At 64.1% G+C, this 24,617-nt stretch carries 18 protein-coding genes and 1 pseudogene; 10 read left to right on the top strand and 9 right to left on the bottom strand.

Translation table 11 applies throughout. The annotated features are described in order from the left end of the window. Positions 1-27: 27 nt before the first annotated feature. Together M0D64_RS13860 and M0D64_RS13855 are read left to right on the top strand one after the other, a co-directional pair. The gene (locus M0D64_RS13860) at positions 28-675 is read left to right on the top strand and encodes an NAD(P)-dependent oxidoreductase (protein WP_266258096.1); all 648 of its coding nucleotides are present in this window, start codon (positions 28-30) and stop codon (positions 673-675) included. 200 nt (positions 676-875) lie between these two features. Further along, positions 876-3,488, top strand: coding sequence for a mechanosensitive ion channel family protein (locus M0D64_RS13855; protein ID WP_154560071.1), 2,613 nt, complete (start codon positions 876-878; stop codon positions 3,486-3,488). A gap of 83 nt (positions 3,489-3,571) precedes the next feature. Here M0D64_RS13855 and M0D64_RS13850 read toward each other — a convergent pair whose 3' ends face one another. Then, a complete protein-coding gene (locus M0D64_RS13850; protein WP_266258153.1) occupies positions 3,572-4,081 on the bottom strand; it encodes a cysteine dioxygenase family protein in 510 nt (169 codons plus the stop codon). A gap of 273 nt (positions 4,082-4,354) precedes the next feature. Here M0D64_RS13850 and M0D64_RS13845 point away from each other — a divergent pair, with 273 nt between their 5' ends. Continuing rightward, entirely contained in the window at positions 4,355-4,837 is a 483-nt protein-coding gene (locus M0D64_RS13845) for an Lrp/AsnC family transcriptional regulator (protein ID WP_266258095.1), read from the top strand. 86 nt (positions 4,838-4,923) lie between these two features. Continuing rightward, positions 4,924-5,142 carry a hypothetical protein gene (locus tag M0D64_RS13840; RefSeq protein WP_266258094.1) on the top strand — a complete coding sequence of 73 codons (219 nt, stop codon included), beginning with the start codon at positions 4,924-4,926 and terminating at the stop codon, positions 5,140-5,142. Positions 5,143-5,157: 15 nt separating this feature from the next. On the opposite strand, the gene M0D64_RS13835 is transcribed toward M0D64_RS13840, so the two are convergent. Next, positions 5,158-7,671 carry an FUSC family protein gene (locus M0D64_RS13835; RefSeq protein ID WP_266258093.1) on the bottom strand — a complete coding sequence of 838 codons (2,514 nt, stop codon included), beginning with the start codon at positions 7,669-7,671 and terminating at the stop codon, positions 5,158-5,160. A 222-nt stretch (positions 7,672-7,893) separates the two neighbouring features. Here M0D64_RS13835 and recC point away from each other — a divergent pair, with 222 nt between their 5' ends. From recC to M0D64_RS13820, 3 genes are read left to right on the top strand one after another with little or no spacing between them, the layout of a single operon-like run. Further along, positions 7,894-11,271, top strand: coding sequence for an exodeoxyribonuclease V subunit gamma (gene recC / locus M0D64_RS13830; protein ID WP_266258092.1), 3,378 nt, complete (start codon positions 7,894-7,896; stop codon positions 11,269-11,271). Continuing rightward, positions 11,268-14,960 carry an exodeoxyribonuclease V subunit beta gene (gene recB / locus M0D64_RS13825; RefSeq protein ID WP_266258091.1) on the top strand — a complete coding sequence of 1,231 codons (3,693 nt, stop codon included), beginning with the start codon at positions 11,268-11,270 and terminating at the stop codon, positions 14,958-14,960. The genes recC and recB overlap by 4 nt, the downstream gene beginning before the upstream one ends. Next, positions 14,957-16,993 (top strand): AAA family ATPase, encoded by a 2,037-nt coding sequence (locus M0D64_RS13820; protein ID WP_266258090.1) that lies wholly within the window; start codon positions 14,957-14,959, stop codon positions 16,991-16,993. The genes recB and M0D64_RS13820 overlap by 4 nt, the downstream gene beginning before the upstream one ends. Before the next feature lie 51 nt (positions 16,994-17,044). Here the strand turns inward: M0D64_RS13820 and M0D64_RS13815 are convergent, their stop codons facing one another. Further along, positions 17,045-17,686, bottom strand: a complete 642-nt coding sequence (locus M0D64_RS13815) for a VC0807 family protein (RefSeq protein WP_266258088.1) — start codon at positions 17,684-17,686, stop codon at positions 17,045-17,047. 150 nt (positions 17,687-17,836) lie between these two features. Here M0D64_RS13815 and arfB point away from each other — a divergent pair, with 150 nt between their 5' ends. Next, positions 17,837-18,241: an alternative ribosome rescue aminoacyl-tRNA hydrolase ArfB gene (gene arfB / locus M0D64_RS13810; RefSeq protein ID WP_054034662.1), complete on the top strand. Its 405-nt coding sequence runs from the start codon at positions 17,837-17,839 to the stop codon at positions 18,239-18,241. Between the two features lie 123 nt (positions 18,242-18,364). Here the strand turns inward: arfB and M0D64_RS13805 are convergent, their stop codons facing one another. Next, the gene (locus M0D64_RS13805; RefSeq protein ID WP_171926863.1) at positions 18,365-19,660 is read right to left on the bottom strand and encodes an EAL domain-containing protein; all 1,296 of its coding nucleotides are present in this window, start codon (positions 19,658-19,660) and stop codon (positions 18,365-18,367) included. Between the two features lie 563 nt (positions 19,661-20,223). Between M0D64_RS13805 and M0D64_RS13800 the strand changes: the two genes are divergently transcribed. Further along, the gene (locus tag M0D64_RS13800; protein ID WP_266258087.1) at positions 20,224-20,514 is read left to right on the top strand and encodes a putative quinol monooxygenase; all 291 of its coding nucleotides are present in this window, start codon (positions 20,224-20,226) and stop codon (positions 20,512-20,514) included. Between the two features lie 139 nt (positions 20,515-20,653). Here M0D64_RS13800 and M0D64_RS13795 read toward each other — a convergent pair whose 3' ends face one another. From M0D64_RS13795 to M0D64_RS13785, 3 genes are all read right to left on the bottom strand, one after another. Then, positions 20,654-20,911 carry a hypothetical protein gene (locus M0D64_RS13795; RefSeq protein ID WP_007182306.1) on the bottom strand — a complete coding sequence of 86 codons (258 nt, stop codon included), beginning with the start codon at positions 20,909-20,911 and terminating at the stop codon, positions 20,654-20,656. Positions 20,912-21,125: 214 nt separating this feature from the next. Next, positions 21,126-21,368 (bottom strand): hypothetical protein, encoded by a 243-nt coding sequence (locus tag M0D64_RS13790; protein WP_093632441.1) that lies wholly within the window; start codon positions 21,366-21,368, stop codon positions 21,126-21,128. A 245-nt stretch (positions 21,369-21,613) separates the two neighbouring features. Further along, entirely contained in the window at positions 21,614-22,291 is a 678-nt protein-coding gene (locus tag M0D64_RS13785) for a YdcF family protein (protein ID WP_266258086.1), read from the bottom strand. A gap of 307 nt (positions 22,292-22,598) precedes the next feature. On the opposite strand from M0D64_RS13785, the gene M0D64_RS13780 reads away from it, so the two are divergent. Next, entirely contained in the window at positions 22,599-22,922 is a 324-nt protein-coding gene (locus M0D64_RS13780; protein ID WP_097392170.1) for a hypothetical protein, read from the top strand. A gap of 369 nt (positions 22,923-23,291) precedes the next feature. Here the strand turns inward: M0D64_RS13780 and M0D64_RS13775 are convergent, their stop codons facing one another. Together M0D64_RS13775 and M0D64_RS13770 are read right to left on the bottom strand one after the other, a co-directional pair. Beyond that, positions 23,292-23,546 carry a hypothetical protein gene (locus tag M0D64_RS13775; protein ID WP_266258085.1) on the bottom strand — a complete coding sequence of 85 codons (255 nt, stop codon included), beginning with the start codon at positions 23,544-23,546 and terminating at the stop codon, positions 23,292-23,294. A gap of 318 nt (positions 23,547-23,864) precedes the next feature. Beyond that, a pseudogene (locus M0D64_RS13770) lies at positions 23,865-24,251 on the bottom strand (transposase); the annotation flags it as partial. Between the last annotated feature and the right edge of the window lie 366 nt (positions 24,252-24,617).

The following is a 24,617-nucleotide window of genomic DNA, read 5'->3' as shown; positions in this document are numbered from 1 at the left end:
ACATAAGCTAATGACAGGAGCATTGAAATGAGCAAACAGTTGAAGATCGCGTTGTTCGGCGCCACCGGGACGATTGGTTCGCGGATTGCCGCGGAAGCTACTCGCCGCGGGCATCAGGTGACGGCGCTGGCGCGCAATCCGGCGCGCGTGCCGGCCGACGTGGCGAATCTCAAAGCCGCGCAGGCCGATCTGCTCGACGCCGCGAGCGTCGGCGCCGCGGTGCGTGGCCACGACGTGGTGGCAAGCGCATATGCGCCGCCGCACGACGATCCCGCGGCGGTGTCCAAGGCGACCCATGCGCTCGTCGACGGCGTGCGCGCAGCGGGCTTGAAGCGTCTCGTGGTGGTGGGTGGCGCGGGCTCGCTCGAAGTGGCGCCGGGCAAGCAGTTGGTCGACACGGACGGTTTCCCGGACGCCTATAAAGCGGTCGCACTGGCCCATCGCGATGCACTCAATTACTACCGCGGCGTTACCGACCTCGACTGGACGTTCTTCGCGCCGGCCGCGCTGATTGCGCCGGGCGAGCGCACCGGTACGTTCCGCACGGGCGCGAACACGCTTCTGGCCGACGCCGAGGGCAATAGCCGCATTTCCGCGGAAGACTATGCGATCGCCTTCGTCGACGAATTGGAGCAGGGCCGTTTCGTCCGTCAGATCGCGACGGTCGCTTATTGAGTCTTGACGGAGTGCCGGACCGCGCGCGGCTCCTGTCGTGCCTGGTCCGTTGCGCGCGCCTTGGCGGCAGTTCGAGGGGGTGAAGGCAGCCCGCCGTTCCTCGAACTTGCGCAAGCGTCCTAACATTCGGTTACGCATGTTCGGGCGCTGGTGGTGAAACTGCGGCTACACTGGCGTCTCCCGTTTTCTTACGGATCGCCATGCAGTCATGCCCATTGCGGCGTGAGTCCGGGGCCGCGCCGTCTAACGGCGGGCAACTGGCGACTCGCGCCGTCTTTCATTTTCCTTCCAGTCGTATCGGGCGCGGCATTCGTGCTCATGTCGCGGCGTGGTTCGGCGCGTGGGCGGCCACGGTCTGCCTCGTACTGACCCTCGGCATCGGATGGATGCCTGCGACCGCCCAGGCCGCCGGCGCCGGCACGCCGGTCATTCCGGCCTTGCAGAGCCTGATCAATAGCGCGACGGCAACGCCGGCGTCTGCCGCCTCGGGTGCCTCGGCCGCGGAAGCGGCCTCCGCGCCGTCGCCCGCGAGCCAGGCGGAACTGACGCGCTCGCTCGACAGCGTGATCACCACGCTCGACAACGACAAGCAGCGCACCGCGCTCGTCGCCCAGCTCAAAAAGCTGCGTGACGTGTCGCAAAACGCTGCGCCAGCCGCGCCCGCGTCCGCGACCGCCCAAACGAGTGCTGGCTTGCTCGGAGCGATCGCGTCGGGCATCGCGTCATTCGAATCCAATGTGCATCAGGGCCGCACGCCGGTGCGCTATTGGGGCGGGAGATTCAACGCGGCCGGCAACGAGCTCTACACGATCATTTCGGGCCAGGGGCAAGAAGGCTTCGGGCGCATCGTCTTTGCGATGATTGCCATGCTGGCCGGCTGGGGCGCGTGCGCCGGCGCGCTGATCTACGTGCAGCACCGGCTATACCGGCGCTTCGGTATCCTCATGGGGCTCAAACCGAATCCCACCACGCGCGAGCTGCTGATCTTCGCGCTGCGCCGGGTCGGCCCGTGGATCATCGCCTTTCTCGCCGCATTGCTGTTCGTGCGCGCGATGCCCGATGCGCTCGGCCGCACCCTCGGCCTGGTGGTCGCCTATGCGATCGTCGCGGGTGCGGTGTTCTCGGCGATCTGTCTGATCATGTTTTCGCTGTTCGGCTCAGGACATCGGCGGGTTGCGGTGCACCTGCTGATCGAACACGCGCGGCGCGTGCTGTTCGTGGTGGGCATATGCGCTGCCCTCGGCGATGCGGCGGTCAATTACGACGTCGAGCATCAGCTCGGATCAAATCTCGCCGCGCTGATTTCGACGGCCGCCAACATGACGGCCGCCGTGCTCACCGGCTATTTCGCGCTGGCATTCCGCCGGCCGATCGCGCATTTGATTCGCAACCGGCCTTACGAGCAGCGCCACGATCATAGGGCCGCGACCGACGCGTTCGACGTGCTCGCCTCGCTCTGGCACTTGCCGGTGCTGGTGCTCGCCGGCGCGTCGGTGGTCGCCACGCTCGGCGGCTCGGGCTCCAGCGAAAACGTACTGCAGATTTCGGTGGTCACCGCACTGTTGCTGGTGTTCGCATTTTTCCTTTCGGCCATCGTGCTTCGTGTGACGCGCCCGCGAAGCCACCGTGCGCGGCGCCGCTCGCCTTATCTGTCGCGCCTGCTGCGCTTTTGCGGCACGCTGCTGACGCTGTTCATCTGGCTGTTCTTCTTTGAGCTGGCGGCACGTTTATGGGGCGTGTCGCTCGCGGAAGTCGTGGAGAAAAACGTTGCAGCGCGCGGGATTGCGCACGCGGTGACCGCGATCATTGCGACCGTGTTCATTTCATGGCTGCTGTGGATTCTGGTCGACACGGCAATTACCGAGGCCCTCAATCCGGGTGGTCCGCGCAACAAGTCGCGCAATCCGAGCATGCGGGCGCGCACGATGCTGCCGCTGCTGCGCAACGTGCTGCTGGTGACGATCATGACGATTGCCGGCATCGTCACCGCGGCGAACCTGGGCATCAATGTGACGCCGCTCCTGGCCGGCGCCGGTGTGATCGGACTCGCGATCGGTTTCGGCGCGCAGTCGCTCGTGACCGACCTGATCACGGGGCTGTTCATCATCATCGAAGATACGATCTCGGTCGGCGACTGGATCGACGTGGACGGCGGCCATGCGGGCACCGTCGAGCATTTGTCGATCCGCACCGTCCGCCTGCGCGACGGGCAAGGCGCGATCCACGCGATTCCGTTCTCGCAGATCAAGATCGTCAAGAACCTGTCGCGCGACTTCGCCTATGCGGTGTTCGAAGTGCGCATGTCGTTCTCGACTGATGTAGATCAGATCACGCAACTGATTCGCGAAGTCGGCGCCGATCTGATGGCCGACTTCCGCTACCGGCGCGAAATGCTCGGACCGATCGAGGTGTGGGGGCTCGACCGCTTCGATCCGAACTGGATGGTCGTGAAAGGGCAGATCAAGACGCGGCCGTTGCAGCAATGGAGCGTGGCGCGCGCCTTCAATCTGAGGCTCAAACGCAAGATGGACGAAGCCGGCATCGAGATTCCGGTGCCGCAGATGCGGGTGTACACGTCGTCGAAGGATAGCGAGGGACAGCCTTTGCCGGACGATGAACTGCCCGAGGTCGGCCCGCATGGGCATGGGCACGCGCATGCCGAGGCGGCGGCTGCCACGCGGACCGCGCACGCTGCGATGGCGGTGGCGCGCGATGTGTCGCACGAACCGCGTCCGGCACCGCCGCCGACCGGGCAGACCGCGCCGATTCCGCCGCAGATTCCGACGGCCGGAGAAGCGGGTGGTAAAAACTGATTGGGCTGGATGCGAGGCGAGGCTAGTGGACCTTGGCACGGTCCGCGTCCGCCGTTTGCGTCTTTAGGCAGAGCCTACTGGTTTCAGACGAGCGCCGGCGCGTCGGCTGCGCGCACGATGTCGTTGACGTGCGTGGCGATCTGCGCGCCTGCGACACCGTAGATATGCAGCGAGACGGCAGGCGCGTCGCTGCAATTACCCAGCCGGTGAATGCCGCCCTTGCCGCCGCGTACAAACGACACAGCTCCGGCATTGCGCGCCTGGGTACGCGTGGCGCTTGCGCAGTGCTGCGCGCCATTCCATTCGAAGACCGTTTCGCTCAGCGTGCCGTCGAGCACCGCGGAGCCGCACCACGTGTGGTGCGCATGCACCGGGCTTGCCTGGTGCGGCAGCCACACCAGCGCGGCGATCGCATAGCGGCCGTGCGGATCGGCGGCCAGCAGATGACGGCGGTAATTTTCAGTGGAGCCTTCGCGTTGCGCCGAGGTGAGCAAATCGGGATTCGCCGCGGCTTCGGCCAGCGCGATGCGCATGCTGCGCGCGAAGAAGGTCGAATCCGACGGTTCGGGGAATTTCACGCAGGCTTCGAACATGGCGTCGAGTGCGTCGCACAGGTGCGTAAGCGGCGCGGTGCGGTGCGCGCGCGAGGGCGTTTCATTCGCTCCGGCAAACTGTGCGGCATGGGCTGAGGAACGGGCGGCGGGTGTTGAACGGAGGTCTTGGCTCATGATCGCGGCGCAGCGGCATGGCTGCTTATCGGCTATTTTTGGATAGACATATTTATACCGGTTTGCCCGGAGAAAGAGTTTCCATATAATTCCCCCTGAAGTCTTAAAAGTAGAATAATTTCCTATGGGGGTTTGAAGATGGGAATGGATACCATCGATCGGAAGCTTCTTGAGCTGCTGCAGGAAGACGCAACCATGCCGATCGCCGAACTGGCGCAGCGCGTGAATCTGTCGCAAACGCCGTGCTGGAAGCGGCTGCAGCGTCTGAAAGAGACGGGCGTGATTCGCGCTCAGGTGGCGCTGTGCGATGCGCGCAAGTTGGGCGTGGGTACCACCGTGTTCGTCGCGGTGCGCACCAACCAGCACACCGAGGCCTGGGCGCAGACCTTTACGCGCGCGGTGCGGGAGATTCCGGAGGTGGTGGAGGTGTACCGGATGAGCGGCGAAACCGATTACCTGCTGCGCGTGGTGGTGTCCGATATCGACGACTACGATCGCGTCTACAAGCTGTTGATCGCCGCGGTGCCGTTATACGACGTTAGTTCGAGTTTCGCGATGGAACAGATCAAGTACTCGACGGCGCTGCCGGTGCGGCCGTCGGCGGTGGTGGAGGGGCGCTGACTGCAAGCCGTGTGCAAGCTCAGTGGGCGTAGAATGCCGCCTTCCCAGACACTATCCGCGACTGCCTCGCGAACCGAGCCCGCCTCATGAACAAACCGCCGCGCAAGAAGAACCCGACCTTTGGCATTGCTGTTTTCATCGTCGTCGCGGTACTGCTGGTGATCGCCACGCTCTTCTATAACGCCATCACGGAAAAGCGCGAATTCGATCGCGAGAACGCGCCGGCGCCGACGATTTCATCGGACGCGGTAGCTGCAGCGGCTGCGGCTACCGTAGCGAAGCCCGCAAGCGGCGCCGCACAATAAGACGACCCGAGCGTTTCACTCGTCCGGCAGGCGAATGACGCTCGCATCCTTGCGAATCTGCGCCGACGCCGTCAGCATCTGCTTGCATTGATGGGCGAGCAATTTCATGTCATGCACGGCATCCGCCGAGTGGTCCGGCGATTTCTCCGTCCCGACCACCATCGCATCCAGCTCACGCGACAATTGTTTGATCTGCTCGGCCTGATCGGCGGGCGGGGCGCTGCCGGCTTCGGCTTCGGTCAGATTGTCGCGGACCGCGCTCAGGGCACGTTGCAAGGGCTGTAGCGAGACGTTGTCGGCCCGCTGCGCGGAGGTGCGCAGCAACGGCGCCGCCACCGTGATCTGCGAGGCGAGCACGTGGCTGCGCACCAGCAGGTCGTTCAATTCCGGCACGAACTTCTGCGCGGATTTTGGCTCGAGCATCATGCGCTGGAACGCCTGGCCCAGATTGGCGAACGCCACGTGGACGTTCTTGCGCGCGAGCCGGTAGCGGTAGTCGCGATCGAGCGCTGTTGCAGCGGCTGCGGCGGCGGGGGATGCCCCGCCGACCGGCTTGGCGGTCGGGTTGCTGATCGTGGTGGTGCCGGCACCGGTTGCACTGGTGATCGCGCCGGGGCTTGCGCCAAAGCTGCTTGCATCTGTGGTTGCACCAGCACTTGCGCCGGCTTTGGGAGCAGCGTTGCCGCCCGCATTCGCTCCGGCGTTGGCCATCGCAAGCGCGGGCGTGCCGAGCTCGATCGCCGGATCCGCCATTGCCGCGGCGGGCGCAAACGCGCCGGCCTCCGTCACCGTAGCGACCACCGCGGCGGCCGGCTTGCCGCTCCACCACCAGCTCGCTTCCAGGTATTGCCGCGTCGCATTGATCATGTTGTTGACGAGCTTGCCCATCAACCGGTATTCCCAGTAGGGGAACAGGTGGCTTGCCGCAATGGCGATCGCGCAGCCCACCACCGTATCGATTGCGCGTTCGCCGATGATGCGCATGCTGCCCGGCGCGAGCAGATGGAACATGAGCAGCACATACGAGGACGTGAACACGACGCTCGCGGTGTAATTGAACAGCAACAGGCTGTAGCTCATCACCATCGAGGCGAACATCACCACCAGCAGGATGTGCGGCTCCTTGACGAAAATCATCAACGCGATGCTCGCCGCACAGCCGATTAGCGTGCCGACTATCCGCTGCCCGTTGCGCTGCTTGGTCAGCGAATAGCCGGGCTTCAGGATGATGACGGTCGTCATCACGATCCAGTATGCGTTGGTGAGCGGCAGCAGGCGGCCGAGCCAGAAACCGACGGCGACCGCGATCGTCACGCGTAGCGCATGGCGGAAGCTCGGCGAGGCCATCGTCAGATTCGAGAAGATCTGCCCGATTGGCACACGGCGGCTCGATACGAAGCGGGAGAGCGCCTTGTCGAGCCGCAGTTCTGTCTCGGTCGCGCTTGGATCGCTCGACAGGCTTTGGTGCATCCTGTCGATCAGGCGCGTGGCGCTCCAGATGCGCCGGAAGGTGGACGATACCGCCGAATAAGCCTCAGGATTTTTGGCAGCCAGGTCCTGCTTGCGCATCAGTTCGATCTCGAACTCGATGGCGCGCAATTCGGCCTTTACATTGATGCGCGTACGCGGCGGCTGGTTTTGCAGCACCGCGAGTCCGATTTCTTCGAGATCAGCTGCGGATTTACGAATCAGATCGCGGTAGAACACCAGCAGGTCGGAGCCGCCAAACGTGCTGCGCACCAGCGAGTAGTCCACATGCGTGCCGACAAACAGCTCGTGCAGATCGACGGTATTGATGAACAGATTGAACAGCATTGCCCGGCGCGGTTCGAGCCGGCCGGCTTTCAGCTTGGGCAGATTGCGCAGGACGATATCGCGTGCGGCATCCTGACGTTCGACGGCGGTGATCTGCTTGTCGACCAGATTGCGATAGCACTCGTCGAGATCGTTATTGAGATCGTAGAAGGCGGCGCGCGCGAGCAGATAGTCCGCGCAAGCGAACACGCTTTCGGCGAGCGCCTGCTGTTCGATGCGGTGCATCATCCAGCGGCTCACGAAGGTCGACCAGTACGTGTACCAGAGACCACCCACGAGAATCCACGATGCATTGACGAGCGCCTGTATCGGCGTGAAATGCTCTTCCAGCGTCATGATCATCATGAACAGCGTGGCGAAGCTGATCTGCGGCCAGCGGTTGCCGTACACGACGATCAACGAGAGCACGAAGGTGAGCGGTACGACTGTGCACCACAGCGCCACCGGGTTGACCGTGGCGATGCCGGTGGCGAGCGCGGACAGAAAACCGATCACCGTGCACGCCAGCATCTCGTTGTGCTTGTACTTGAGCGGACCCGGCATATCGACCACACAGGCGCCGAGTGCGCCGGTCGCGATCGTGAAGCCGAGTTCGCGGTCGTGAAATACGATCAAACACAATATGGCTGGTAATGACACGCCGACTGCGATGCGCAGGCCGCCATAAAAGTACTGGCTGTAGAGGAATTTTTTTATTTCAACCGAATAGCGCATCGACTGCCTGGATTCCATTCACTGAGAAAACGCGGTTGAAAAGGTCGACCCGGGTCGACCCCGGGCAGCCCCAAACTGCCGTCGAGTCTAACTGATTTTGAGCCTGATCTGACCTCGTCCATTCGGCCAGGTTCTGCCCTGGGAGCGCGTTTGTTATGCTGTCGCTTCAATGTCTGTCGCGGCCCGGGTGTTCCGCTCGCGTCGCCTGCTTTCCCAGGATCCATGCTCCAACTCTTCTACTCGAACCGCTACGAAACCCTTGTCGGCGCGCTGCTCGACGACTTGGCGCAAGCGCCGTCCGATCCCTGGACCGCGCAGCCCGTGATCGTCCCGAGCGCGGCGGTGCGGCGTCGGCTCGAACTCGACATCGCCGCGCGCCAGGGCATCTGCGCGAATGTCAATTTCGGTTACCTCGCGCAGTGGCTGTGGGCGCAAATCGGCGGCGTGATTGAAGTACCCAAGCATTCGCCGTTCGCGCCGGACCGGCTCGTCTGGCGCTGCTACCGGTTGCTGGGAGAGGCGGATGAAGCACTGCCGTGGAATGCGTCGCCGCGTCTGCGTACTTATCTCGATGCGGCGGATGCGTCGATGCGCTACGAACTGGCGCGCCGCGTCGCTACCGTGCTCGACCACTATCTGACCTATCGCCCGGAATGGCTGCTGCAATGGCAGAAGGGCGGTTCGATCTTCGCGAGCGGCGCGGCGGACGACAACGGCCCGCGTCTCGTCGGCGCGAGCGAAGCGGCGCGTGAGGACGAGCGTTGGCAAGCCGCACTGTGGCGTGCCGTGCTTGCCGAAGTGGCGGGTGACGCGCAAACGCCCGCAGCCGCCTTGCCGCCTGCGTATCGCTTTCTCGAGGAAATCGGCACACTCGATCTCGAAGCCATCTCGAACGCGCAGTGGCCTGAAGCGGTCAGCGTGTTCGCGCTGCCGACCATGCCGCCGCTGCACGTCGCCTTGCTGCGCGCGCTGTCGCGCTGGGTCGACGTGCGTCTGTATGTGATGAACCCGTGCCGCGAATTCTGGTTCGACGTCGTCAGTGCGGGCCGTGTCGAAGCGCTCGATGTCGCCGGCCAGCTCGATTATCAGGAAGTGGGTCATCCGCTCCTGGCCGAGTGGGGGCGCCAGACCCAGGCGCAACTGCATATGCTCCATGAGTTGACCGAGAGCGCCGCATCCGGCGAGACGGGCGACTTCACCGAGAATCCGGAACCGAGCTGGCTCGCTGCCGTGCAGAACGGCATCCTCGATCTGCGGGCGGAAACGGACACGGACGAATTGCCGATCGAAAACGGCATTGAAGTCCATGTGTGTCACAGCCTGTCGCGGCAGCTCGAAGTGCTGCACGACCGCCTGCTCGGCTGGTTCGATGAGTTCGACGATCTGCAACCGTCCGACGTGCTGGTTGCGGTGTCCGATCTCGCGGCCGCCGGGCCATTGATCGATGCGGTATTCGGCACCGCGCCGCCTGGCGATACTCGCCGCATTCCGTACCGGATCACCGGCTTGCCGCCTTCGCAGGCCAATCCGGTCGCGCGTTTGCTGCTCGATTGGCTGGCCTTGCCTGAGCGTAGTGTGGGTGCGCCGGATCTGATCGAATGGTTGCGGGTCGATGCGATCGCCGCGCGTTACGGGATCGATGCCAGTGCGCTCGAAGCCGCGCAGGAATGGCTCGCGGCAGCCGGTGCGCGGCGCGGGCTGGTGCCTGGCGAGCCGACGGGCGAGCACGTACCTGTCGCGCGTCATACGTTTGCCGATGCGCTGACCCGTCTGTACCTTGGCTACGCGATGCCGGATGGCGGCGAGCCGGTCGACGCCTGGTTGCCCGTTGAAGGCGCCGATGGTTCGGACGCCGAGCTTCTCGGCCGCCTGTCGCGTTTCGTCGACGATATCGAGACCTTCGCGCAGCGCTGCTCGATCGACCAGACACCTGCCGAATGGACGCAACTGCTGCTCGAAACTCTTGCGCAGTGCTTCGACAGCGGCGTGGCGTTTGCCGATTCGCTGGCGGCAGTGCGCGACGCCATCGACAAGATGGGCGACGCGATGCAAGCGGGCGCAGAAGATGTTGTGCTGCCGGCCGCGGTGGTGCGCGGCGCGCTCACCGAGGCGCTCGACGACCCGGCGCGCGGCGGCGTGCCTTGGGGCAGCGTGACGTTTTCGTCGCTGACCAGCTTGCGCGGTTTGCCGTATCGCATCGTCTGCCTGCTCGGCATGGATGACGGCGTGTTGCCGAGTCTCGCCCGTGCCGACGAATTCGACCTGATGGCCGCGTTCGGTAAAGCCGGTGACCGGCAGCGCCGCGACGACGAACGCAATCTGTTCCTCGATCTGCTGCTGGCGGCGCGCGACCGGTTGTTTATCGCCTATACGGGCCGCAGCATTCGCGACAATGCGCCGTTGCCGCCAGCCGCGCTGGTCGATGAATTGCTCGATCACCTCGCGCAAGTGTCGGCGGGGGAAGGGGCGAGTCCCGCGGAAATCGAAGCCGCACGGCATGCGTTCATCATCGATCATCCGCTGCAGGCGTTTGCGTCGGATTATTTCTCGTCGCAGCATGGCCTCTTCACTTACGACGTGGATCGCGCGGAACTGGCCAGTTTGCTGGCCGCGCCGCAGCATCCAGCCGCCGCGCCGTTCTTCGATCAACCGTTGCCGCCCGAAGAGACGGCCTCCGTCGCATTCGACGAATTCGTGCGCTTCTGGCGTCATCCGGCGCGTGCGTTGTTGCGCGACCGTCTGGGCATCGTGTTGTCGGATGCGCAAGGGGAGTTGCTCGACACCGAGCCGTTCGAACTCGATTGGGCTGGACGGGACGCCCTGGCGGAGCGGCTCCTTCCGGTACTGCTGGACAGCGATACCGAAGACGATAACAGCATGTTCGAGCGCGTGCGCCGCGTTGCCGCGGCCAGTCCCGAACTGCCGGGTGGCGCGACCGGCGCGGTATGGCGCTCGCGCGAACTCGGCGCGCTGCGCCAGCTCGCCGACAGCGTGCGCCGCGAAGTCGCTTCGGGTGTCGAACGGTTGCCGTTCGTGCTCGATATCGTGCCGCGCTGGCCCGATCGTGCCGACATCGCCGATACGCTCTTCGGCACTCATGACGCGGCGCTCCGCAAAGCGGCCGAAGCACCGTTGCAACTGCATGGCACCTTGAATTTGCTGACCGAAACAGGACAAGTGATTTTCCGCTACGCCAAGCCTACTGCGCGCGACTATCTATCGGCGTGGCTTGCGCATCTGGTGTATTGCGCGGCGCAGCCGAACGGTCCACGCCGTACGGTTTGGCATGGCAGCGGCGAGAGCTTCGAGCTCACGCCGGTCGCCGCGCCGCTCGATGAACTGGCGCCGCTAGCCGCATTGTTCAGAGCAGGACGCATGCTGCCGCTGCGCTTTTTCCCGAAGAGTGCATGGATGAAAGTCAGCGAGAGCGATTCCGCGGCGCAGGGCGTGTGGATCAATGATCGGGTGCGCGGCGAATCAGATGACCCCGCCTTGCGCATCGCGCTGCGCGGTACGCCGCTTTCGCTCGACGAACCGTTCGGCAGTCTCGCCTCGATCGTGTTCAAACCGCTCGTGCAGCATCTGCGGAGCGCGTCATGAGCGGCGCCGTTCACCATCACGCGCTGGTCGCGGAAGAACTCGACGTCTTCGCCTGTTCGCTCGACGGCGTCAATCAGATCGAGGCGTCGGCGGGAACCGGCAAGACCTGGAACATCTGCGCGCTGTACGTGCGGCTGCTGCTCGAAAAGAACCTGAACGCGGATCAGATTCTTGTCGTGACCTTTACGAAGGCGGCGACCGCGGAGTTGCACGAGCGGATTCGCGGGCGGCTCGCGGAACTGGACCGGGCTATCGATACGGACGACGATGGCGGCGATCCGTTCATCCAGCGTCTCTTTGAAACGACGCTGGCGCCGGAGCGCGGCATCGATCGTGAGACTGCATTGAAAGTCGTACGCCGCGCACTGCGCACGTTCGACCAGGCCGCGATTCACACCATCCACGCGTTCTGTCAGCGTGCGTTGCAGGAGGCGCCGTTCGCCGCAGCCATGCCGTTCGCCTTCGAAATGGAAGCTGACGACGCGGCCTTGCGTTTCGAAATGGCGGCCGATTTCTGGCGCGAGCAGGTGGAACCGGTGGCCTATGCACATCCTGCGTTCGCGGCATGGCTGGTGGCCAAACGCGCCGGTCCCGCGTCGCTCGATGAGCAACTCGCGCGGCGCCTGAAGAAGCCATTGGCGCAGTTGCGCTGGGGCAAGGTCGATTCAGGTGGAAGCAATGCCGATCCGCAGGCGGGCTTCGATGCGGCCTGCGCTATGTGGCAGGCGGAGCGCGATGCGATCGTCAGTCTGCTTGGACAAGCGCAGGACCGTCTGAGCAAGACCTCGCACAAGCCTGAACTCGTGAGCGCAGCGATCGCCGCGTGGACCGAATACTTCGCTCAGGGCGATTGCCATGCGCCGCCGCCAAAGGCTGCCTTGAAGCTGACGGCTTCGGCGTTGAAGAAGGCCACCAAGGTCAAGTTCGAACCGCCTGAGCATCCGTTCTTCGAGCACGCCGAAGCGCTGTCTGCCGCCGTGATCGCGGCCGAAGCCGCACAACGCGCGCGCTGGCTTTCGCTCGTCGAAACCTGGCTCGACTACGCGCCCGCCGAACTGATAGCGCGCAAACGCACGCGCCGGGTGGTGTCGTTCGACGATCTGCTGTCCAACCTGTATCGCGCACTCGCGGCCAACCCCTGGCTTGCCGATGCGTTGCGTACGCGTTATCCGGCCGCACTGATCGACGAGTTTCAGGATACCGATCCGTTGCAGTTTGCGATCTTCAGCCGCATCTTCGCGTCGGCCGGCCCGCTGTTTCTGGTCGGCGATCCGAAGCAGGCGATCTACAGTTTTCGCGCGGCGGATCTGCATACCTATCTGGCGGCGCGCGCGGCGGCTTCGGCGTGCTACACGCTCGCGGTCAATCAGCGTTCGACCGCGCCGATCGTCCAAGCCTGCAACCGGCTGTTCGAAGCCAATCCACAGGCGTTCGTGCTCGACGGTCTCGACTATCAGCCGGTGCGGGCTGGCGAGCGGCGTCGTCCGCCGTTCTCCGAACCCGAAGCAAACGCTGGGGACTTCCGCATCTGGACTTTGCCGCAAGGCGACGCTGCGTTGACCAAACGCGAAGCGCAGCGCGCGGCGAGCGAAGCCTGCGCCGCCGAGATTGTGCGGCTCCTGCGCGGTGCGCGCGAAGGGTCGGTGACGATCGGCGACGTGCCGCTTGCCCCGGGCAATATCGCGGTGCTCGTGCAAACGCATAAGCAGGGCAGTCTGATCAAGCGTGTGCTGGCGTCGTGGGGCGTGGGCAGCGTGGAACTGGCGCAGGCTTCGGTGTTTGCCACGCTCGACGCCGAGCAGATCGAGCGCGTGCTGGCCGCGGTCGATACGCCGGGCGATCTGCGCCGCTTGCGCGCCGCGCTCGCCACTGATTGGCTTGGCCTCGACGCCGCCGCACTGTGGCGCCTGGAGCAGGTCGCCGACGCACCGGCACCGGCCGATGATCCCGCACATGCCGCGGACGCGATGGGTTGGGTCGAGCGTTTCTCGCGCTATCGCACGCTATGGCACGAGCGCGGCTTCGCCTTGATGTGGCGCACGCTGATGCGCGAACTGCGCGTCGCACAACGGTTGGTGGCCGGGCCGGACGGCGAGCGCCGTCTGACGAACGTGAATCATCTGGCCGAACTCGTGCAGGCGCGTGCCGCCACGCAACCCGGCATTGCGCCGACGTTGCGTTGGCTCGCCGCGCAACGAACGCAAGGTGGCGGCGAAGATGCGCAGTTGCGGCTCGAGTCGGATCGCAATCTTGTGCAGATCGTCACCGTGCATAAATCGAAAGGGCTGGAATATGCGGTCGTGTTCTCTCCGTTTCTGAACGACGGTGCGCTGCGCGAGCCGCCGTCCTCCGGCTTGCCCGATGCACGCGAATACCACGACGAAACGGGTGGTGCAGTGCTGCACTACGGTTGTGATGACGAGGAAGCCGAACGCGCGTCACGTTACGCGGCGCGCGAACAGGCGGCGGAACGGGCACGGCTCGTCTATGTGGCGCTGACGCGCGCGGTGTACCGCTGCTATCTGGTTGCAGGTACTTATCTGTCGTCGCGCTCTACCAAGGAGTCGCGGCGCAGCGTGCTGAACTGGCTGGTGGGTGGCAGCGGTCACAGCTTCGACGATTGGCTCACCGACCCACCCGACGAAGCCGCCTTGTCATCATCGTGGCAGGCGTTGGCGGGCGGTCCGATCACGTTGCAGGCATTGCCGAAAGTGGAGCGCCGTGCGCCGTTGGAAAGCCTCCAGGACAGCGGCGCGCGGATGCAGGCGCGCGCCAATCGGCGGCCGTTGCGCGATCAGTGGCGCATGGCGAGCTTCAGCGGCTTGATCGCCGCCGGCAGCAAAGCCGAGGAGGTGCACACGCCGGTGGAAGAGGTGCGCCCCGATCACGACGAGATCGCCGACGCGCTTGCGCCGATGCCGTTAGCGGTGCCACAAGCGCCGTCCTACGCTGAGGACGACATTCTCGCGTTTCCACGCGGCGCGGCGGCGGGCGAGTGTCTGCATCGCATGTTCGAGCTCGCGGATTTCACCGATCCGAAGACATGGCCGGATGCCATCCGGGGCGCGTTGCGCGAGCGTCCGGCGTCGGCAGTGCCCGAACTCGCGGCACGCTTGCCGGCCATGATGCATAACCTGATCGCGGACGTAGTGACTACCGAGCTCGTGCCCGGCATGGCGCTCGCCAGGTTGAATCCGCAGCGCCGTCTGAACGAACTCGAATTTCTGTTTGCCGCGCCTTCGCTCGATTTTCCGGCGCTGCGCGAGCTGCTGATCGAACACGGGTATCCCGACGTTGCGCTGGAACCCGGCGTGTTGCGCGGTTTCGTCAAAGGATTTATTGACATGATCGTCGAGCACGACGGACGCTTCTGGATCGTCGACTGGAAGTCGAACCATCTGGGCGACACCGCCGCCGACTACGCCGCGGCACCGCTCGAAGCGGCCATGGCGAGCCACGCGTATCACCTGCAGGCGCTCCTCTATACGGTGGCGCTGCATCGCTATCTGAAAACGCGGGTGCGCGATTATGCGTACGACACGCACATCGGCGGCTATCTCTATCTGTTCGTGCGCGGGGTTCGTCCGCAGTGGCGCGATGCGGATGGAGCGGCGGGCGTTCACATGCGGCGGCCTGCATTCGAACTGGTGGCGCTGCTCGACGCGGCGATGATCGGAGGTGTCGCATGAGCACGTTCGAGCGGAACTCTTCCGCGCCGCCGGAGCTTGACGACATCGGGGTGAATTTGCCCGCGCCGGCCGATTTCAGCACCGCGCTTGCCGAAGGGTTCGCGCGCCGCATCGGCACCTTGGCGCGGCGCGGCGGCGCGTCGGGCGAGGCGGTGAAGTGGGCGGCGCGGGCCGCCTTTGCTGCGAGCCGCGCGACTGCCGAAGGGCACGTGTGCCTGCCGCTTGCCGTGCTGGCGCGACGCTTCGATGCATCGAGCACGGAAGTGCGCTCGGCGCTGTTCGCAAGCGGCATGGTTAGCGACGGCTTGCAAAGCGCGGCGGCGTTGCGCCCGCTGGTGATCGATGGGCAAGGGCGGCTGTATCTTGCGCGCTACTACGACTATGAGCGGCGTCTCGCACGCTCGCTGGTTGCGCATGCGGGTGCAAATGCAGGCGCCAGTGCAGGCGTAGACGCGGACGCTACCGCTCAAACGTTGCACGAGCGTCTGCTGCGCTACTTCGGCCCGCCACAGGACGACGAAGTCGACTGGCAACGTGTCGCGGCAGTCATGGCGCTGTCCGGGCGGTTGACCATCGTCAGCGGCGGCCCAGGTACAGGCAAAACGACTACGGTGGTTGGCGTGCTTGCCTGTTTGCTGGATGCGCGGGCCGATCTGCGAATTGCATTGGCGGCGCCCACCGGCAAAGCCGCGCAACGCATGCAGGAAGCCTTGCTCACACGTGCCGGCGATTTGCCGCCCGAACTCGCCGCGCGCTTGCCGCAGACGTCGTACACCTTGCATCGGCTGCTTGGTTCAGGGCCGGGTGGGCGCTTCCGGCATCATCGCGACAACCCGCTGCCTTACGACGTCGTCGTGATCGACGAGGCGTCGATGATCGACGTTGCGATGGCGGCGCATTTGCTCGATGCCATTGCGCCGCAGACGCGTCTCGTGATGCTGGGTGACAAGGATCAGCTCGCTGCCGTCGAGGCTGGTGCGGTGTTCGCCGAGCTCAGCGCGCGGCCTGCTTTTACGCAGAACGGACTGCAGCGGATTGCTGAGGCGCTGGGCATTGAGGCGGCGCGGTTGTCGGAAGCATTGCCGGATTTGTCGAGCGGCTTCGACGAAGGGCCTGACGATTTTTTCGCGCAAACGGGTGCGCCAGACGATTTCGATACTCCGCCTGACGACTTGTTCGTCTCAGCACTACCTTCGTCCCCCCCAAACCCGCTCGCCGACTGCGTCGTCTGGCTCGAGCGCAACTATCGATTCGGCCTCGAATCACCGATCGGCCGTTTGTCGCTCGCGATTCGCAACGGTGCGGCCGGCGCGGCGCTCGAAGTCCTGCGCATCGACCCGGCCGAACCCTGTGCAGCGGCGCTGTACGAAGATACGCATGCGACGCTTGCCGATCGCACCGTCGTGCGGCTCGCCGCAGGTTTTGCACCGTACGCGGATGCGCTCGCCGAAGCCCTAGCCGCCGATACACCGGACCCATTGCCGCTCTTCGACGCACTGAACCGCTTTCGAATTCTGTGCGCGACCCGCTCCGGGCCCCGCGGGGTCGATCAGGTGAATGCCGCAATGGCCGCACAGGTGCGGCGCGCGGCGGGTGTGACGCTGGCCGTAGGTGCGCAGTGGTTCGCCGGACGCCCCGTTATGGTGACGCGCAACGACTACGCGCTCGGACTGTTCAACGGCGACATCGGCATTGCGCTGCCGGGTGCGGGCGGTGCGTTGCGCGTGTATTTCCGTACCGGCGACGGCGGTCTGCGTGCCGTGTCGCCTGCTGCACTGCCGCCGCACGATACGGCATTCGCGCTCACGGTTCATAAGTCGCAAGGCTCGGAGTTCCAGCATGCGGTGTTGATGTTGCCGTCGGTGTTCAGCCGCGTGCTGTCGCGTGAACTCGTGTACACGGCAATTACCCGCGCGCGTGAGCGTGTCGAAGTGATTGGCGCGCGCGCCGTGCTGGCGCAGGCCATCGCGACGCCGACGCAGCGTGATTCGGGCTTGGCCGCGCGAATTGCGGAGGCGTGGCGCGTCGCCTAGCGGGATGACGTGGGCAACGCGCGTATTCGCTCGCGGGCCCGGCCAAACCCCTTATCCCGCGATCCCGCCCGGTTGCACGCGCGCCTCGACCCGGCTGCGCATGGTCTTGCGATACCACAGCGTCCACAGCGTCAAGGCGCCGTAAATGCCGTAGCCGATGAACGGCGAGACCACCAGAAAGCGTTCGATCGGCCAGGTGAGCGCCATCCAGGCGCGCAGCGCCGTTTCACCGGTCAGGCCGACGCCCCATACGAGCGTCATGAGCCGCATTGCACTGACGAGAGCAGGCCGCTCGCGCCACAAGGTTTCGAAGCGCTCGGCGCCGCCTTCCATTTCACGGGCGACGGTGGCGCGCGCGAGATAGAAGATCAGCGGACGGCGCATCGGCAACGACAGCAGAAACACCACGCCCACCGCGCCGGACACCAGCGATTCCCGCAGCAACAGCATGCGGGGGCTGCCGCCCAGCGCCATCGCCGCGACCGACAGCACGATGCCCGCCACGACCATGACGCTGAGCGCGTCGACGCGTCGAAAGCGCACCAGTTCGATCAGGCTCCAGACGATCGGCGGCACGGCGGACGCGATCAGCGCGCCGGTCTCGCCCAGGTGCGGCAGCGCGAAACGGTAGGCAAGCCATGGCAGCAGAAAGTTGACGGCCAGTTCCAGCACAAAACCAGAACGGAGTTTCATATGAATTTACGCTGTAAGCGAAAACGGCAGTATCGGTGAACCGGCTGTGTCGATGCAAATAGTTTTTCGCATCGGCGGCCGTGACCGATAGTCCGTAGTCGGTAATCGACTGTGCCCTGGGTACACTTGCGTCTCTAGCTCAATCCCATCATGACATCCCGTTATCCGATCCCGCCGAACGAAATCGAATTGACCGCAGTGCGCGCGCAAGGAGCGGGCGGGCAGAACGTCAACAAGGTCTCGAGTGCCATCCATCTGCGCTTCGACGTGCACGCTTCGTCGTTACCGGAAGTGCTGAAAATGCGCCTGCTCGCGCTGTCTGATCATCGGCTTACGCGCGACGGGGTGGTGATTATCAAGGCGCAGCAGCATCGCACTCAGGAGATGAACCGCGCGGCGGCGCTCGCGCGGCTCGACGAGCTGATCGAAAGCGTCAGCGTGACGCGTAAGCCGCGTGTCGCGACCCGGCCGACGCGCGCGTCGAACCGGCGCCGCCTCGACAGCAAGGCCAAGCGCAGTGAGATCAAATCCGGCCGCGGGCGGGTGGAGGATTGACGGAATTAAAGGGATTTAAGGCGGCGGGGCCGAGGCGCTAAATCCCGGCAGAGCGACAAAAGTGCCCTCAGAGGCACCCGAGGAGTCTCACGATAACGCGCGCCAGCCAACGGTCGCTCAGGCTCAGCGTTTGCCCCCGCGTCCGCCAGAACGCGTATCGGGCGGCGACGTCGTCGGCACAAAATCGACGCAAAGCACATGTGTGCCGTCGCGCTCGAATGCGATTGCCGCGGTATAGCAGTCCTGGCCGTCCGCGAGCGAGTAGTGCGGCCCCATCATGGCGACGCGCCCTGGCGCGGCGAGCGCGTGCTTGAAATACGCGCGCCGCGACCAGTTGCTGCGCGTATCGGTGTAGAGCGGCGCGAGCCGCAGCGGAGGTGGCGGCAGCGAGGCGGCCGAGACCGACGCTTGCGTCTGTTCGCCTTGACCGTCGGTGACGAACACGCGGCGGGCTTCGGGCAGATGCCACACCTTTTGCGCCGCCTGCCGCAGATCGCCGGTGGCTTTGAAGGTGTCGGCAGCGGCGAGCACGGATTCGGCGAATCCTTCGAAACCGAGCCGCTGGTGGCCGGCATGGGCCTGTTCATAGGCGGCGAACTTGCTCCACATCGACTCGATCAGCGCCGGCACCCGGGCACACGCAGCCTGCACCGAACCCTTCGGCTGGCCGAGCCAGAAACCTTGCACGAAATCGACGTCGGCCTGCATCAGAATCATCAACTCTTCGTCGGTTTCGACGCCTTCGGCCAGTACCAGCGTACCGGACTGGTGGAGCATCGCGATCAGGTGGCTGATCATCGAATCGTCGCCTTCACGCTTGCCTGCGCGCGCGACCAGCGAGCGGTCGAGTTTCACGATGTCGGGGCGAAAGCGCCAGACGCGGTCGAAGTTCGAAAAACCGGTGCCGAAGTCGTCGATCGCGATCAGGAAGTCGCGCGGCTGCGATGCCGCGAGCATGCTGGCGACGGCGGATTCATCGTCGGCGGGTTGTTCGAGTACTTCGATGACGATGCGTTCCTGCGGCAGGCCGAAGTGCGCCGAGAGCTCATCGATGAAGGTGCGCTGCGGCCAGCCGGTTTCGAACACCTGTGGGCGCGTATTCAGAAACAGCCACCCGGTGCTGATGCCCTGTTCCATGAAATTCGCCACGTGCAGGCAGCGCGCGATGCGGTCGAGTTCACGTGCGTCGGCGGCCGAGCGCGTGCCGGAGAAAAGCACTTCCGGCGATACCGGCAAGCCGACCGGATCGAACGCGCGCAGCAGGCCCTCGTAGCCGACCACGCACTGATGCGTGACCGACAGCACCGGCTGGAACACGCTGTGCAGGGTCAGCGCGCGCCATGTCGCGGTCCAGCCGGACTCGTCCCGGACCAGGTGTGGGAGCAGGCCGCTAAGGGTCAATTCTCTGACGGTCGGCATAAGGGCGGGCATAAGTGCGGGCATAGTGACGTCGCGGCAAGCGGGTGACGGGGCGCGCAGACAGATTTGACGCGCAACGGATGCACAGCCCAGGCGCCGGCAGGGTCAGGCGGGCACAGCCCGGGAACGCGGAGAGCAATGCCAGCCATGCTGGGCTCCGGCGGGATTAGTCAAAACCAGTCTAGCAGTTCGAACTTCGCGTGAATGTGCGGGTTATCACAGACGCGGGATGTGGCCGGGCGCCCGGCAAACCGGCCGTGGTACAGCGGCCGGCCCCGGTCTCGTGGGCGTCTCGCGTGGGTTTCGCGTTCGTTTGCCGCGCGCAGGATCGATCGTTCGAATGAAATCAATCACGCGTATGAAGCCGAGGGTAGCAGGGCGGTGAGTGGCCGCCCGCCAAACTCCAGGCAAGGACGGTGCTCAGACATTTTGCGTCTGCGGAAGGTTTTGCATCAGGGTCATCCTGCCGTGGCCGCAGGAGCCTGCCCGGGGCGCGTGAGCGCCTGCAGGTTTGGCGGGCGGCGGGTATGCTGCTGCTTTTCCTGAACAAACGGAGCACAGGCATGGCGGAAATCGCAGTGGTCGCAATCTCGGTGGCAAAGCCGGGCTATCAAGAGCAATTGCGCGAAGCGCTCGAAGGCATCGTCGGGCCGACACGCAAGGAGCTGGGTGCGCTTCAATACGATCTGCATCGTGACGTGCAGGAGCCGCGCCGGTTCGTGTTTGTCGAGCGTTGGGAAAGCCAGGAAGCGCTGGCGGCGCATGCAAAATCCGCGCACATTGCGGCTTATAAGAAAGCGGTGGCGAATTGGGTCGAACACGCGGAAATTCGCGTCGTGTCGAAGATCGCGTAAGCGTTGAAGGGGCGAACAGCGGGGACGAAAAGCGGGGACGAACAACGGAGGGAACTCCGAAGGTCGAACCCTGAAGCCCGAACAACGGCGAGTGATCTGCCAGGCCGGGCACGGCCTGCGCGGTGCTCGCCGTTTATCTTTAGTGCGTGGCTTGCGGGACGTCGAGGATCAGGATGATGGTCCAGTCGGCATCGCCATCGTGGTGATACTGGCGTTCCGCGACAATGAACGGTTGCTGCTTGCCGTCCGGGCCAAGAAACAGCACGTCGCCTTCCATCGGGAGGCACTCGACGGGCGGCAGCGCGAGGAACGCTTCCTGACCGCCGCGCGGCATCAGTTTTTCGATTTTGCGAGATGCTGCTTCAGTCCATTCGATATCTAGCTGGATGTTGCTCATGCTGTCCTCCGCACCAAGGTGCGCACAGGTTAGGGGGATTCCGGCCGGGTGACGGTCGCTGGGCGCCGGTCGGTGCGCGACTTTAGCATAACGTCGGCCGGGCGCAGCGGGCCTGCAGCAAGTTCATTAGACAACAAAAAAGCCGAAGCCGACGGTGCCGGCTTCGGCTTTTCACCTTCGCGGCGAGGCCGCAGGTGATGCTGTCAAACTGCGCTCACGAACTGGCGGCTTCGGCCTTGGCGGCCTTCTTATGATGGTGCGGGGCCATCTTGTGATGTTTCTCCGGCATAGGCGCGCTTTCCATTGCTTGCTGGCGGTTTTGCAAATCTTGCGCGCGCTGCTCGACGTCGGCGGCCTTGGCCGGATCGGTGCTCATCATGACGCCGTTGTCCTGCGCATAGGCCGCGCCTGTTACGGCACTGAGGGAAACCAGGATCGCCAGGGACACTTTCTTCATTGTTACCTCCGCAGAGTGGTAATGGACCCGAATATTTGCCTGTCCAATCGGAAAGACAATGCATTCTAGCCAGCAATATCCGCTCCAGCGGACGTTTTGTAACTACAGTGACAATTAGTTACACCTTGTTACGTTCGGGCCACAGTCACTGTCGATGACGATCTCGCTTCAAACTCGACAATGCGTTGCCGATACAAAGAATATTCGCATCTCTAAATAAATTGCTTCGTTGGGAAGCGTGAGATTCAGAACCATCCGATTGCACGATAGACGTGAAATTGAGCGATTCCAATCAGTTCGTGCAGCGCAATCTCCGCATTCACCAGATTGTCATAGCGCGGCAGTACACCGGGATCTGCGTGCAGCGCGCTCGAGATCAGCGGCTGTGGCGTGAGGCCGAAACGATGGAAGTCGAGTAAGGCGCGCGGCATCTGATAGGCGGAGGTGACGAGTATCAGGGAGTCGTAACGTGACCGGTCGAGAATGGCAGAGACGTTGCGCGCGTTTTCGTAAGTCGTGCGGCTGCTGTTTTCCAGCACGATGTCCGCACGCGGCACCCGTTGGTGCAGCAGGTAGGGCAGATAGGTGTCCGCCTCGGTTGCGCTATGTCGCTGCGGATTGCCGCCGCTCACGATAACCTGACACGTGGCGGCCGTACGCTTGCAGGCTGCGTAGTTTTCCGCGCTCACGGCGATGCGCGCGAGCACGTCACGCGGTGGCACGAGCACATCGTCATTGTCGTAAATGGTGCCGCCGCCGAGCATGATTATCGCGGTGCGCGGCGCGAAGCGGGCGGGCGTGTCGGTCCGCCGATGCGGCTGCGCCAATTGCAGCAATGGAGCCGTGAGCCAGCCGGCGGCGAGCAGCCAGAACAGGGCGATCGCGCCAATGGCGAGAGGTCGGCGGGCGCGTTTCCAAAGCACGATTGCTGCAAAAAAAGCGCTAATAAAGTGAATAGAATCAATTTAAATGGGGTAACGTATGACATTCGGGACAAATCTATGGGCTTGCTATCGCGCCGCAGCGGTTGCATCGTCGGCCCGTAGACAGAACGCTAACATGGCGTTCAGACGGGGGTTCCGAAAACGAGACCAGGGCAGCACCTGGCGGAATTCGACCGCATGAAAGCGGCCAGTTTCCAGCCAAGGGCGGGTGCTATGCGCGTCACTGGTGGCGCGGTGACGTGTTGGGCATAGATGTGTCATAGCTGCACTTTAAGAAAGAAGTGAGATGACCACGTATTCCAACGAAGCGGTACTTGAAGCGCTGCGGCGGGCGCAATATCGCCAGGTCCCATGGGCCAGACGACCGGGTGTCTTCCAATATCTTCGCGCGCTCGGCCTGATGGACACTGTTCGGCAGCGCACCGTCGCACCGGCTCCGGGTTTTCACGCGCCGGTCGATATTGCCGTGCTCACCGAGCGCGGCAGGGCCGAGTTCGCGAGGCTTGCGCACGACGAACGCCTGTTGAGCTGGACCGCACAGCGAATGAACGACTACGTCGTCGCGACAGCCGAAGCGCGGCCCACAGCCGCTCTCGAAGCCCGGCCTTAAGGGCGGCGGGCAGGCGCTGGCGCTGTATTTCCCGGCCGCTCCACGCGGCTGGCGGTGATTTTATTGCTTCGCTTTATTGCCTGGCTGATGCGCCGCGTACAGTGCGCGCCGCCCGCCCGTTGACGCAAAAAAAAGCCCGTATCGCGAGGATACGGGCGTACCGGAATTACTACTGCCACGCTGTGCTAATGGCGTTGAATCAGACTGGCGCGGCGCCTCGTGGTTCCCTGACCGTTCAATTCGCCATACAGCGTGTTGTCTCGCAGTGACGATGGACGCCGGCTATAGCGAACAATGGCGGCGAACAACAGCGTTGATCCCATGTGATTTGACACAAGCCGAGCCTGTCAGCGGCGCGGCGGCGCATGCCTAGCGGCGGCGCGCAGGGTCTTCGCGCGGCGGTTCAGGCCGCGTGCGTACATTGCTCGCGATATCGCCGCGCAAGTCGCCACGCGGCGCAGGCGGCGTGAAGTCGCGGCTGCGTGGTCCGCTTTGCTGCCAGGCTTCAACGGTGGCCGTGTTATCCGGCCGCCAGTTCCAGCCTTGGGGGCGCTGCTGTGCGAGCGCCGGTGCGGCCATTGATGAAACGACAATGCCGCACAGAAGCAGTGACATTGGTTTCATGCTGAGCTCCCGTCAAGCCGATCGACTCAAGGCCTGTTTGCATACACATAAGGTATGCCGAGTGGCGAAAGCACGCTGTAAGCAATAGTAAATGGATGTTTCACCGGCAATAATCGGCTCGCTTCGGATGCCTGTAGCGAGCCGGTGATGACGTCGGAGAAACCGGAAGGGACGACTCAGTTGGGCGCGCCGAGGAGCGGTGCCCATTGTTGTCGGTCGGGCGTCGATATACGGCGCACGGCGGGCGCACGGCGGCCCAGATACACGCCGGGCGCCCGCAGGCGCCCGGAGGCAAAACAATTCGCGTCAGGCCATCTTGACCGGCGCGCGCCACGATTCCGGATTGGTCCAGAATGCGCCACGCAGACGGTCGCGGCTCGGCGGTGCCGGCGGTTTCGCCGCGGTCGCGCCAATGCGACCGCGCAGCGAAATTTCACGGCCGCTCGTGCCGAGTCGCTTAACTATTTCGGCGAGCGTACCATCGGCTTGCCATTCGTCGAAGCGACGGCGGCAAGTCGGCGGCGACGGATAGCGGCCCGGCAGTTTGGACCAGCCCTCTCCAGTCGACAGCACCCAAAGCACGGCATTGACTACTGCGCGCGCTTCCACGCGTGGTCGACCACGACGTTCGCTCCGTGCTGGCTCCGCACAGAACAACGCCTCGACCAGCGCCCACTCGTTGTCTCTCAAATCGTCGAACAGCATCATGTTTCACCTCAGCGAAGCTAACTCCGGTGCGCTGCCCCGCGCCGCGCACTCTCCATGCACTCGATAGGCGAGTGCCAAGGGGGGTCGGGCTTGCCACGATCTGCTATTCAGTCAGTAGTCATGGCGCCGACCCTGTGTGCATGTAAATGCAGGAAGTGTGCCAAGTTGAATCCAACTACCTGAAAGGCCTGTGACAGCGGGCCAGCGCGGGCGCTAGCTAGGGGCGTATAAGAATCCAAAAAACCCATCTCGCAAATCGGGACAATCACCAATCTTGTGCAATCAAGCCCGACCAGCGTGCGTTTGCGCCTTATTGCTGCGCTGCAACGATCGCACTAAATGCGACTGTGGTGCGACATTTCG

Source organism: Paraburkholderia sp. WS6, assembly GCF_030464835.1.
In the GTDB taxonomy this organism is placed as follows: domain Bacteria; phylum Pseudomonadota; class Gammaproteobacteria; order Burkholderiales; family Burkholderiaceae; genus Paraburkholderia; species Paraburkholderia madseniana.
Note: the sequence above shows the minus strand (reverse complement) of the source record. Positions and strands in the feature narration are given on the sequence as shown.